Source organism: Streptomyces sp. NPDC048270, assembly GCF_040652335.1.
In the GTDB taxonomy this organism is placed as follows: Bacteria; Actinomycetota; Actinomycetes; order Streptomycetales; family Streptomycetaceae; genus Streptomyces.
The window spans coordinates 22798-34244 of the sequence record NZ_JBEZLV010000053.1 but is presented as its reverse complement, the minus strand read 5'-3'; the positions used below and the strand labels follow the sequence as shown (position 1 = coordinate 34244).

The window sequence follows — 11447 nt, the reverse complement described above, 5'->3', positions numbered from 1 at the left end:
CGCGCCTACGTCGAACAAGACCTCCACGAGATCTACGAAGGCGAAGTCCGCTACGCCCGCGACGCCTTCGAAGGCCTGCGCCTGATGGACGCCCTGATGGGGGTCAAGCGCGGGGTCCCCGGAGTCGAGCTGCCGCCCCTGAAGCAGCGCCGCGTCCCCAAGCGGGACACGCCGTTCCTGGTGGCGGAGCCCGAGGAGGGCGGCCGGTCCGACGTGGCCGTCGACAATCCGGTGCCCGCCCCGCCGTTCTGGGGCACCCGCGTGGTCAAGGGCATCCCGCTCAAGGAGTACGCCTCCTGGCTCGACGAGACCGCACTGTTCAAGGGCCAGTGGGGTCTGAAGGACGCCGAGACCATCGAGACGGACGGCCGGCCCCGGCTGCGCGGCTGGCTCGACCGGCTGCACACCGACGGACTGCTCGAAGCGGCCGTCGTGCACGGCTACTTCCCCTGCGTGTCCAAGGGCGACGACCTGATCATCCTCGACGAGTTCGGCGGGGAGCGGACCCGCTTCACCTTCCCGCGCCAGCGCCGCGGCCGGCGCCTGTGCCTCGCCGACTTCTTCCGCCCCGAGGAGTCCGGCGAGACCGACGTCGTCGGCCTCCAGGTCGTCACCGTCGGAAGCCGCATCGGGGAGGAGACGGCCCGGCTCTTCGCCGCCGACGCCTACCGCGAGTACATGGAGCTGCACGGGCTCTCCGTCCAGCTGGCCGAGGCCCTCGCCGAGTACTGGCATGCCCGCGTCCGCGGCGAACTGGGCATCGCCGCATCCGACCCGGCCTCCATGGACGGCATGTTCCGCACCGAGTACCAGGGCTGCCGCTACTCGCTGGGCTACCCCGCCTGCCCCGACCTCGAGGACCGCGCGAAGATCGCCGAGCTCCTGCGGCCGGAGCGGATCGGCGTGCACCTGTCCGAGGAGTTCCAGCTCCACCCGGAGCAGTCCACCGACGCGATCGTCACCCACCACCCCGCGGCCACGTACTTCAACGCACGCTGACACCGGAAGGAACGATCCCTTGGCAGCCGTCATCGCAGAACGCCCCACCCTGGTCCGGCTCCGCCCGGCCGAACGGCCCGGTGTGCGCGAGATCCTGGCCAGCGGCCGGCGCTCGTACTCCTTCGAGTTCTTCCCGCCCAAGACCGAAGCGGGCGAGCGCACCCTGTGGAACGCGATCCGCCGGATCGAGGCCTTCGCCCCCTCCTTCGTCTCCGTCACCTACGGGGCCGGCGGCTCCTCCCGCGACCGCACCGTCGAGGTCACCAAGCGGATCGCCGCCGAGACCACCCTGCGCCCCGTCGCGCACCTGACGGCGGTCGGGCACTCCCGTGCCGAGCTGCGCCACATCATCGGCCAGTACGCCGACGCGGGCATCCGCGACGTGCTCGCCCTGCGCGGCGACCCGCCGGGCGACCCGAAGGGCACCTGGACCCCGCATCCGCAGGGCTTCACGCACGCCCACGAGCTGGTCAGCATGATCCGGCAGCTGGGCGACTTCAGCGTGGGCGTGGCCGCGTTCCCCGAACGGCACCCGCGCTCCCCGGGCTGGACCGAGGACGTCCGCCACTTCGCCGAGAAGTGCAGGGCGGGCGCCGACTACGCCATCACGCAGATGTTCTTCCACGTCGAGGACTACCTGCGGCTGCGCGACCGGCTGGACTCGGTGGGCTGTCTGACCCCGGTGATCCCCGAGATCATGCCCGCCACCGACGCGCGCCAGATCCTCCGCTTCGCCGAACTCAGCGACGCCCGCTTCCCCGACGCCCTGGCCCGCCGCCTGGAGGCCGTGCAGGACAGCCCGGCCGACGGGCACAAGGTGGGCGTGGAGTACGCGACCGCGATGGCCCAGCGCCTGCTGGCCGAAGGCGCCCCTGGCCTCCACTACATCACCCTCAACCGTTCCACCGCGACGCTCGAGATCCACCAGAACCTGGGCGTCACCTCCTAGCCCCGCCATCCACCACCGGAGTACGTCACCATGACCAGCCAGACCCCTGCCGACTTCACCGACTACAAGGTCGCCGACATCGCCCTCGCGGAGTTCGGCCGCAAGGAGATCACCCTCGCCGAGCACGAGATGCCCGGCCTGATGTCGATCCGCGCCGAGTACGCCGCCGCGCAGCCGCTCGCCGGCGCGCGGATCACCGGCTCCCTGCACATGACCGTGCAGACCGCCGTCCTGATCGAGACCCTGGTCGCCCTCGGCGCGGAGGTCCGCTGGGTCTCCTGCAACATCTACTCCACCCAGGACCACGCGGCCGCCGCGATCGCCGCCGCGGGCATCCCCGTCTTCGCCTGGAAGGGCGAGACGCTGGAGGAGTACTGGTGGTGCACGGAGCAGGCGCTGACCTGGCCCGGCGCCGACGGCCCGAACATGATCCTCGACGACGGCGGTGACGCCACCCTCCTCGTCCACAAGGGCGTCGAGTACCAGAAGGCCGGCGCGGTCCCCGACCCGTCGACCGCCGACAACGAGGAGATGGCCCTGGTCCTGCGCCTGCTGGCCGGCACCTCCATCGACTGGGTGAAGCTGGCCGCCGGCATCCGCGGCGTGACGGAGGAGACCACCACCGGTGTCCACCGCCTGTACGAGATGCACCAGGCGGGCGAGCTCCTCTTCCCGGCGATCAACGTGAACGACGCCGTGACGAAGTCGAAGTTCGACAATAAGTACGGCTGCCGCCACTCGCTCATCGACGGCATCAACCGCGCCACGGACGTGCTGATCGGCGGCAAGGTCGCGGTGGTCTGCGGCTACGGCGACGTCGGCAAGGGGTCCGCGGAGTCGCTGCGCGGCCAGGGCGCGCGGGTCATCGTCACGGAGATCGACCCGATCTGCGCGCTGCAGGCGGCGATGGACGGCTACCAGGTCGCGACCCTGGACGACGTGGTGGAGACGGCGGACATCTTCATCACCACGACGGGCAACAAGGACATCATCATGGCGTCGGACATGGCCAAGATGAAGCACCAGGCGATCGTGGGCAACATCGGCCACTTCGACAACGAGATCGACATGGCCGGTCTGGCGAAGATCGAGGGCATCGTCAAGGACGAGGTCAAGCCGCAGGTCCACACCTGGAAGTTCCCCGACGGCAAGGTCCTGATCGTGCTGTCCGAGGGGCGTCTGCTGAACCTGGGCAACGCGACCGGCCACCCGTCGTTCGTGATGTCGAACTCCTTCGCGGACCAGACCCTGGCCCAGATCGAGCTGTTCACCAAGCCCGAGGAGTACCCGACCGACGTCTACGTGCTGCCCAAGCACCTCGACGAGAAGGTCGCCCGCCTGCACCTCGACGCGCTCGGCGTCCGGCTCACCACCCTGCGCCCGGAGCAGGCTGAGTACATCGGCGTCAAGGTCGACGGCCCGTACAAGCCCGACCACTACCGCTACTGACGGCCCCTCACGGCGGACACCCGCGTTCGAGCCGGGCTTGAGAGCCCGGCCGGATGCTGGGACGTCGGAATCGGGCCACCGGAGCAACGGCGAGGAGAGTCAGTTGGAGAGTCTGCGGGAGCGCGCCACGGAGCTCGCGGCGATACGGGCCCTGGCCGTGGCCGGACCGGGCGAGCGGGCGACGGCCGCGCAGCACGCCAAGGGCAAGCTGACCGCTCGCGAGCGCATCGAGGTGCTCTTCGACGAGGGCTCCTTCTGCGAGGTCGAAGGCCTGCGCAGGCACCGTGCGACGGGCTTCGGCCTGGAGGACAAGAAGCCCTACACCGACGGTGTGGTGACGGGCTGGGGCACCGTCCACGGCCGCACCGTCTTCACCTACGCGCACGACTTCCGCATCTTCGGCGGCGCGCTCGGCGAGGCCCACGCGGCGAAGATCCACAAGCTGATGGACCTCGCCGAGGCCGCCGGCGCCCCGATCGTGGGCCTGTGCGACGGCGCCGGCGCCCGCATCCAGGAGGGCGTGACCGCCCTCGCCGGGTACGGCGGCATCTTCAAGCGCAACGTGCGCAACTCCGGGGTGATCCCGCAGATCTCGGTGATCCTGGGCCCGTGCGCCGGCGGCGCCGCGTACTCCCCGGCGCTGACGGACTTCGTGTTCATGGTGCGCGGCACCTCGCAGATGTTCATCACCGGACCGGACGTCGTCCAGGCCGTCACCGGCGAGGCCGTGACCATGGAGCACCTGGGCGGCGCGGACAGCCACGGAGCGCTGTCCGGCGTCGCCTCGTTCGTCTACGACGACGAGCGCGCCTGCCTGGAGGACGTCCGGCACCTGCTGTCCCTGCTGCCGTCCAACAACCGTGAGCTGGCCCCGGCCGGCGACCTGGACGACCCGGCGGACCGCCGCAACGACAAGCTGCTGGACCTGGTCCCGGCCCGCCCGACCCAGGGCTACGACATCCGCGAGGTGATCGAGGAGATCGTCGACCACGGCGACTACTTCGAGGTCCACGACCAGTGGGCGCGCAACGTGGTCTGCGCGCTGGCCCGCCTCGGCGGCCAGCTGGTGGGTGTGGTGGCGAACCAGCCCTCGCACCTGGCCGGCGTCCTGGACATCGGGGCCTCCGAGAAGGCCGCACGGTTCGTCCAGTTCTGCGACGCGTTCTCCATCCCGCTGGTCACCCTGATCGACGTGCCGGGCTTCCTGCCGGGCGTGGACCAGGAGCACCAGGGGATCATCCGCCACGGCGCGAAGCTCCTGTACGCGTACTGCAACGCGACGGTGCCGCGGATCAGCCTGGTACTGCGCAAGGCGTACGGCGGCGCGTACATCGTGATGGACTCGAGCGCGATCGGCGCGGACGTGGCCCTGGCCTGGCCGACGAACGAGATCGCGGTCATGGGCGCGGAGGGCGCGGCGAACGTGATCTTCCGCCGCGAGATCGCCGCCTCCGCCGACCCCGAGGCGACCCGGGCGCAGCGCATCAAGGAGTACCAGTCGGAGCTGATGCACCCGTACTACGCGGCCGAACGCGGCCTGGTGGACGACGTCATCGACCCGACCGAGACCCGCTCCCGCCTCATCGCCACCCTCCGCATGCTGCGCACGAAGAACACCCCGCACCCGAGCCGCAAGCACGGCAACCTGCCGCTGTAGCCGAGGCGGACGGCTGAATCGGCGGGGCGGGGGCGGCCTCAGGGGTGCGAGTCCGTACCCCGGGCGTTGACGATCCGGGCGTGTCAGGGACCTGCTCCTGCTACGGTCATCCGTTCGCCGAGGAGGTCATGATGACGGTGTCCCCGCCTGTCGCTGCCCGAGTTGACCTGCGCAGTCAGCCGGTCGAAGACGTGCTGGAGCATGTGGAGGGGGCCCTGCACGTGCGGTTGGACCGGCAGGCGCTGGTACGGAAGCGCCGTTCCCTGGGTGGCCGGACGGAGCGGGATACGTGGGTGCGTATCGAGCGGCGGGGATTCGAGCGGATCGGCCCGCAGGGCTGGAACGGGACCGAGGCCGCCGCCGTGCTGCAAGGGGTCGAGATGCCCGAGTGGTACCGGGGCGTGGCGTGGCGCGAGCCCGGCGAGCCGGTGATGTGGCGCGCGGATGAGCTGGAACTGCTCGCGTCGCCGTCTGTCGCCAAGGGCGCCCTCGTGCTCGAGGACCCGGGCCTGCCGGATACCTGGTGGGCAGCACTGAACGCTTCGCTGGACGCCCTCGCGGACCAGCAGACGCCGCGGATCGCGACGCCGGACACGGTGACGATCACCCAGGAGCAGGTGACGCAGACACTCGGCGAGGTCTTCCCCGGCATTGCCGATGCGCGGATCGAGCGGTGGGCGCCGGCTCATGCGGATCTGACCTGGGCCAACGTGGTGGGACCGGAATTCTCCATCATCGACTGGGAGGACTGGGGCATGGCGCCCCGGGGCCTGGACGCCGCAACGCTGTGGGGCAACGCGCTGGCCGTCCCGGCACTCGCGGACCGCGTCCGCCAGGAGCGGCGTGCGGACTTGGAGAGCCGGGACGGCCGGCTGATGGCGCTGTACTTCCTGTCGAAGATCGTCGGACCCCACGCGCATGCGGAGGATCCGCTGCTGGCGCCGGCCCGGAAGGAGTCCGAGCGCCTGGTGGCCGAGCTTCAGCTCTGACGGCGCCGATGGAGGGCCCGCAGGTACTGACTGACGGCGGTGGTGTCCACCTCCGCGCCCAGGGCTTGGACCAACTGGGCCAGGTGACCGGGGTTGTCGGTGCCGACGGCCACCGCGGCGGCACTCGGCAGGTGGAACGCCGTACGGAATGCTGCCTGTACGCGGGACAAGCCATCGTGGGGCGCTTGGAGGAACGGGCGCGGGTCGAAGTCCTCCCAGACCTGTCCGTCGCCGCCCCCGAAGGGGCTCATGCCCCAGGTCTCGCCCGCCTGCCAGGCATTGCGCAGGACGGCCGTGGCGTCGAGGAGGCCGATATCCACGAGGAACCCAGCTCGGACCATGAGGACGTCCGGAGACGGCAGGCCGTCCACCCGGGGCATGCCGAGCGGCCGGGTGTCCCAAGAAGACACACCCCAGGTGCGGCACAGGCCGTCGCGGGCCGCGTCGACCAGGGCGGTGCAGGCGCTGCCAAGGAGGGCATGGCCCATTGCCGGGGGCATGCCCAGGAGGCTCCGTTCGGGGTTGTGGAGGAGCACGGTGTCAGGCTCCCTGCCGAGTTCCCGAGCCGCTCGCTCGATGGCCAGCCGCAGCCGGACCGGATCGAGGGAATGCTCAGCCCCTCCGGCGCCCGGGAAGAAGCCCACCTTCGTGGAGAGGGTGAACTTCGGCAGGAGATCGGCCGCAGTCTCGGCCAGCACGGAGTGAGAGCGGAAGCCCAGGTAGGCAGCCGCGGTGTCCAGAGCCGTGACGCCGAGGTCGAGCGCGGCCGTCAGGATGTCGCGGTGGTGACGAGACCGGTGTAGGCCGAGGACGAGGCGGGGGTCAGCTCCGTGCACAGTTCCTCCCTCAGCAGGATCTCGGCGAGCTGTTCCACGTCCAGGCCGGTCTCCTCGGCAGCGTCGGTGATGTCGACGGGGTGGCCGCTCAGCAGTAGGGCGAGGGCGGGGTACGCCTTGCCGGAGAAGGTGAGCTTCTTGCCTGCCGCGAGGACGTCCACGGTGTCGGTGTGCTGCTCGATCACGGGCTCGAAGTCGGTGACGCACACGACGGCCGTGGGCTTGCCGAACAGACCGGTGGCCGGCACGTGCCGCGCGGCCAAGCGTTCCCGCTCCCGGGCATCGAAGAAGTCCTGCGGGGTCAGCTTCGTCGTCATCCCGGCGACCGCGTCGGCCAGGAGCCGCTGCTGTCCCTCCCACTGCCCAGGGGAGTTCCAGCGGTCCAGGTCGTACCGGAACAGCTCCTGCGTGCGGGCCTGGTCGGCGAGCCAGGCCAGCCAGTTCACGCCGACGCGCTTCACGATGCCGAAGGTGGCGTGCAGGCTGTAGCCGTCGCCCTGGTCGTCCCGGGTGGCCTGGTGCCAGTAACCGCGGGGGATGTGCATCACGTCGCCGGGCTCCATGAGCCCCTGCCACACGATTTCGTCGCCGGGCTCGGAGTTGGGGGCGGAGTCGCGGTACATCGGAGCCTTGCGTGAGGCCTCGCGGACTTGCCAGCTCTTGCGGCCGGCGAGCTGGACGATCACGACGTCGTGGTCGTCCCAGTGGAGATTGAAGCCGCTGGCGTCCTTCGTGGTCAGGTAGGCGTTCACCTGCACCAGCTCATGGGCCCACCACTGCAGCGCGCGGCAGACGGCTTCCATGGCCGGGTCGAAGAAGTCGACCTCGTCCAGGACCATGGTGCAGCCCTCGCGCATCAGCGCGCCCACCCGGTGCATGTCGGCCATGGGGATGGCCTGCCCACGCCGGGTGACGGCGGGATGGATGTAGCGGCCGGGGTGCAGTTCGGCGCCGTCCTGGAAGATGCGGAACTGGGGGGTGGTGAGGCTGCGGCGCATCACGAGGTCCAGCAGCTTCTTGGGGTTGAGCAGACGATCGAGCAGATCAAGATCCTCGATCCTTCCGCGGGCGAAAGCGGCTCCGAGTTCCCTGGGGCCGTCCCAGCCGAGGGCCTTCTCCATCGCGGTGACGAAGTGGTGGTCCACGTGTTCCTCCGGTCTGCGGCGCGTAGGCGTGAGGGTCGGGGGCCCGCCGGGAAGACGAGCCCCCGCTTGGTGCTGTGGTGTGCTGGGGGTGCTACTCCTGCGGGAGGTTGAGGCCGTCGCGGTTCTCGCCGTCGTCGCCCGCGGAGGTGCCGGTGGAGTCGGACTCCGCCGCCGCGGCGGTGAAGCGGTCCTGGACCTTGATCAGGCTCTCGACGCCGATCAGCAGGTCTTCCTTCTGTGCTGCCATGTGTGCCTCCGTTTTCCTGGAAGTCCAGGGCCGACGGGTGCCGGCCCAGCCCCGATGGGGCGCGCCTCACCGGGCCTGCTGCTTCCGGGCCGGTGAGGAGACACGGGTGGCGCGAGGCCACGGATCGAGCGAGCTCGGGAAAGGGGATTCCACCGTCGGGAAGTGGTCGCTACACCGCCCACGGCGTGATGGATGCCGGCCGAAGGGCACCGGCCGACGACGACGTGCCGCCGCAGCGGGGGCACTCGCACGGGGGGTAGCGGCCGGGATTGGAGAGGATGTCGAACGGGTCGCCTTCCAGCACCCGCGTGCTCGGCGACCACGTCCTGCCCGAGTCCCGTGATACCCGGATGCTCATCAGGATGCGGGGCTCTATGCCCGGGTCAGGGGATCTTCCGAGGGCCGTTCGCTCTGTGTCAGGAGTGCCCGCCGAATCGTGCAAGGCGGTCGTCCTCGGTCGCTTCGCCATGTCCAGCAGCATCGCGATCAGGACGAAGGGCCAGAAAGGCCCAGTGGATTACCCAACTTGGATAGCATCACGTTCGGTTGAGATGTTGAAGCGATCCGTAGACTTCCTCCGGAGCGTGCCGCCCGATGCCCGAGTCACGTCGCACGAAGGAACTACCGGCAAGTCTGCTCACCGATCCCGAGATGATCGACGCGTGTCGTGTGCGCGACTTCGCGAGGGTCTTTTTCCTGGTCAAGGCACGCGCAGGCATCTTTCCGTCGATGATCGCGCGCCAGTGTGAGCTGACGCCGAGCCGGGTGGGGGAGGTAATCGCGGGCCGGCGCCAGCTTCTCCACATGGACGTGATCGAGCGGATCGCCGACGGGTTGCGCATCCCGGGGCACATGCTCGGGCTTGCCCGAAGGGACTGGGAAACGCCGGCCGCGTTGGCCGTGGCAGAGCGAGAGCTACCGGAGTCGGTGCACCCGCCTGCCGGGCTCAGGCCGCTTGCAGCCTTACCCGGGGTGGAGGTGGACAGCATCCTTGCCATGGCTGCCGGGACCAAGCCGAGCCCTTCCACTCTGCAGGCGCTCCGGTCCTCGATCGAGGACTACTGGCGACGCGACGACGAGCACGGCGGGGAGACCCTTCGACCGGCCGTCGTCGGCCAGCTGCGATACGTCGAAGGGCTGTTGAAGGACCGGCGGCCGACGCCGATACAGAACGGCCTCTACGGCATCGCGGCGGAGCTGGCGCGGCTGACGGGCTGGACGTACTTCGACGCCCGGCAGTACCAGCAGGCCCGCGCGTACTTCTCGGAAGCTCTGCAACTGGCAAGAGAGATTGACGACCATCCGTTCATGGCCAACGTGCTGGCCTGCATGAGCCTGCAAGCGACCTACCAGGACAAGCCGGCGGACGCGCTTGCACTGGTGTCTGCTGCCCAGGACCAGGCCCGTGCCGCCAGCGGGGCGACGCCGAGAGTGCGGGCGATGCTGGCCATGCGCGAGGCCTTCGCGCACGCGACCTTGGGGGACCGGAAGGCGACACATAGCGCGATCTCCGAGGCTCACAGTCAGTTCGAGCGCACTCACGAGGGCGACCCGGACCCCGCATGGGTGACGTACTTCGATGAGCCGAAGCTCGTCGTGGACACCGGCATTGCGCACGGCCGTCTTGGGGAGGCTGCGATTGCGGAACCGCTGATCGCGGATGCGCTGGCGCGGGAGGATCCGGCGAACCAGCGTGGCCGGGCGTTCCATGCCTTGTGGCTGGCCCGCACGCAGCTCCAACGGGGCACACTCGACCAGGCGTGCCACACGGCGATAGAGGCCCTCGTGCCTGCCGCGGCGGTGTCCTCAGAGCGGGTGGCCGGGCACCTTCGCGAGTTCTACGCGCAGCTTGCGCCCTATCGCGAGGTGCCGGCGGCGGTCGCCTTCGAGGCACGTCTACGAGCGATGCTTCCCCCGACGGGTCAGCGAACCCCTTCGTCCATCAGGACGTAGAGCAGGCCGACCAGGGAGCCGCTGCTGACGATCTCGCGGCGGTCGATCATGCCCCGGATGTCCGCCAGCGGGACCCACTCGACCCGGTCCGACTCGTTCTTCTCGGTCGGCGGCCCGTCGTACGTCGCACCGTCCGCGCGGAACAGGTGGTGCTGGGAGTCCGTGATGCCGTTCGCCGGTTCGGCGTAGATCAACGGCTTCATCGGGCCCGGACGCCAGCCGGTCTCTTCGAGGACTTCACGCGCGGCAGCCTCGCCGGGAGTCTCCTCCGCTTCCACCAGGCCCATGGGTAGCTCCCAGGCCCACGCGTCCGTGATGAAGCGGTGGCGCCACATCATCAAGACCTCTCGGCGGTCGTTGAGCACGGCAGCCACGGCCAGGTGGCGGAGCTTGACGACGTGGTGTTCCCAGCGGTGCCCATCCGGTGTCTCGATGTCGGTGAGCCACAGGTTCACCCACTTGTTCTCGTAGATCGGACGTTCCCCGTGGATCTTCCACTGCATCGATGCGGCCCCTCTCGATCGGCCTCCAGCATCGCAGAGCCAGGCTGAACCGAGGCCGGGTTCGGGCGATTTCACGTCACCATGACGAATAGGGGACGGTCTTCAGGCGCACGGCACCCGCAACACAGTGAAGCCGGGTCGGGGGTCACCCGGCCCGGCTTCACGTTCGTCCGTGCCCGTCCGGCGGATCACGCCGGGCGGGCACGGGGTCAGGTGGCGGTTCTGAAGGCCCGCTGGTACCAGAGGAGCGGCCGGTCCGAGCCCTCCAGGCGCACGTCCAGTACCTGGCCGACCAGCAGGTCGTGGTCGCCCAGGGTGATGCGGTCCGCGAGCGCGCAGCGCAGCGCGAGTGCGTCCGGTACGTGCGGCAGGCCGGGGCTGTTCGGCCACTCCTCCAGGGGCGCGCCGGCGAACCGGTCGACGCCGCTGGTCGCGAAGCGGCCCGCGAGGTCGCGGTGCTCGTCCCCGAGCACGTTGATCACGAACTCGGGGACCTGGGTCAGCGCCTCGTGACAGCTGGAGGTGTGCGCGATGCCGACCAGCACGAGGGGCGGGTCCAGCGACACCGAGGTCACCGCGCTGGCGGTGAACCCCCACGGCTGCCCCTGCGCGTCACGCGTGGTGACCACGGTCAGGGGCGCCGCCAGCAGGGACATGGCTTGCTTGAAAGTCGCCCCGTCGACGGCGGGCCACTTCTCTTGCAGGGGGGTCGGCATGTCG

Annotated in this window: 11 protein-coding genes; 6 read left to right on the top strand and 5 right to left on the bottom strand. The window is 69.9% G+C overall.

Annotation, left to right across the window (positions count from 1 at the left end):
* The 5 genes from AB0D66_RS30620 to AB0D66_RS30600 form a co-directional block, all read left to right on the top strand.
* On the top strand, positions 1-999 hold a 999-nt coding region (locus tag AB0D66_RS30620; protein ID WP_362310485.1), incomplete at its 5' end, for a vitamin B12 dependent-methionine synthase activation domain-containing protein.
* A gap of 82 nt (positions 1000-1081) precedes the next feature.
* Positions 1082-1948, top strand: a complete 867-nt coding sequence (gene metF / locus AB0D66_RS30615; protein ID WP_362310487.1) for a methylenetetrahydrofolate reductase [NAD(P)H] — start codon at positions 1082-1084, stop codon at positions 1946-1948.
* Between the two features lie 30 nt (positions 1949-1978).
* Positions 1979-3397 carry an adenosylhomocysteinase gene (gene ahcY, locus AB0D66_RS30610; protein WP_362310484.1) on the top strand — a complete coding sequence of 473 codons (1419 nt, stop codon included), beginning with the start codon at positions 1979-1981 and terminating at the stop codon, positions 3395-3397.
* A gap of 103 nt (positions 3398-3500) precedes the next feature.
* Complete coding sequence (locus AB0D66_RS30605; RefSeq protein WP_362310483.1) at positions 3501-5054, top strand: acyl-CoA carboxylase subunit beta; 1554 nt, start codon at positions 3501-3503, stop codon at positions 5052-5054.
* Positions 5055-5185: 131 nt separating this feature from the next.
* Positions 5186-6043, top strand: a complete 858-nt coding sequence (locus AB0D66_RS30600) for a hypothetical protein (protein WP_362310486.1) — start codon at positions 5186-5188, stop codon at positions 6041-6043.
* Here AB0D66_RS30600 and AB0D66_RS30595 read toward each other — a convergent pair.
* From AB0D66_RS30595 to AB0D66_RS30585, 3 genes are all read right to left on the bottom strand, one after another.
* Positions 6034-6879, bottom strand: coding sequence for an aldo/keto reductase (locus AB0D66_RS30595; protein WP_362310482.1), 846 nt, complete (start codon positions 6877-6879; stop codon positions 6034-6036). The genes AB0D66_RS30600 and AB0D66_RS30595 overlap by 10 nt on opposite strands.
* Positions 6813-8024: a cupin domain-containing protein gene (locus AB0D66_RS30590; RefSeq protein ID WP_362310481.1), complete on the bottom strand. Its 1212-nt coding sequence runs from the start codon at positions 8022-8024 to the stop codon at positions 6813-6815. The genes AB0D66_RS30595 and AB0D66_RS30590 overlap by 67 nt, the downstream gene beginning before the upstream one ends.
* Before the next feature lie 91 nt (positions 8025-8115).
* Positions 8116-8271: a hypothetical protein gene (locus tag AB0D66_RS30585; protein WP_157853303.1), complete on the bottom strand. Its 156-nt coding sequence runs from the start codon at positions 8269-8271 to the stop codon at positions 8116-8118.
* 594 nt (positions 8272-8865) lie between these two features.
* Here AB0D66_RS30585 and AB0D66_RS30580 point away from each other — a divergent pair.
* On the top strand, positions 8866-10224 hold the full coding sequence (locus AB0D66_RS30580; protein ID WP_362310480.1) for a hypothetical protein: 1359 nt from the start codon (positions 8866-8868) through the stop codon (positions 10222-10224).
* Here the strand turns inward: AB0D66_RS30580 and AB0D66_RS30575 are convergent.
* Together AB0D66_RS30575 and AB0D66_RS30570 are read right to left on the bottom strand one after the other, a co-directional pair.
* Positions 10194-10727, bottom strand: a complete 534-nt coding sequence (locus tag AB0D66_RS30575) for an NUDIX hydrolase (RefSeq protein WP_362310479.1) — start codon at positions 10725-10727, stop codon at positions 10194-10196. The two genes, AB0D66_RS30580 and AB0D66_RS30575, sit on opposite strands and share 31 nt — an antisense overlap.
* A 209-nt stretch (positions 10728-10936) precedes the next feature.
* Positions 10937-11443: a flavin reductase family protein gene (locus AB0D66_RS30570; RefSeq protein ID WP_362310478.1), complete on the bottom strand. Its 507-nt coding sequence runs from the start codon at positions 11441-11443 to the stop codon at positions 10937-10939.
* Positions 11444-11447 lie beyond the last annotated feature (4 nt).

Bases quoted from the DNA above. Each gene is read 5' to 3' on its own strand.
- ahcY (WP_362310484.1), top strand. From the start codon at position 1,979: ATGACCAGCCAGACCCCTGCCGACTTCACCGACTACAAGGTCGCCGAC.
- AB0D66_RS30600 (WP_362310486.1), top strand. From the start codon at position 5,186: ATGACGGTGTCCCCGCCTGTCGCTGCCCGAGTTGACCTGCGCAGTCAG.
- AB0D66_RS30585 (WP_157853303.1), bottom strand. From the start codon at position 8,271: ATGGCAGCACAGAAGGAAGACCTGCTGATCGGCGTCGAGAGCCTGATC.
- AB0D66_RS30580 (WP_362310480.1), top strand. From the start codon at position 8,866: ATGCCCGAGTCACGTCGCACGAAGGAACTACCGGCAAGTCTGCTCACC.
- AB0D66_RS30575 (WP_362310479.1), bottom strand. From the start codon at position 10,727: ATGCAGTGGAAGATCCACGGGGAACGTCCGATCTACGAGAACAAGTGG.
- AB0D66_RS30570 (WP_362310478.1), bottom strand. From the start codon at position 11,443: ATGCCGACCCCCCTGCAAGAGAAGTGGCCCGCCGTCGACGGGGCGACT.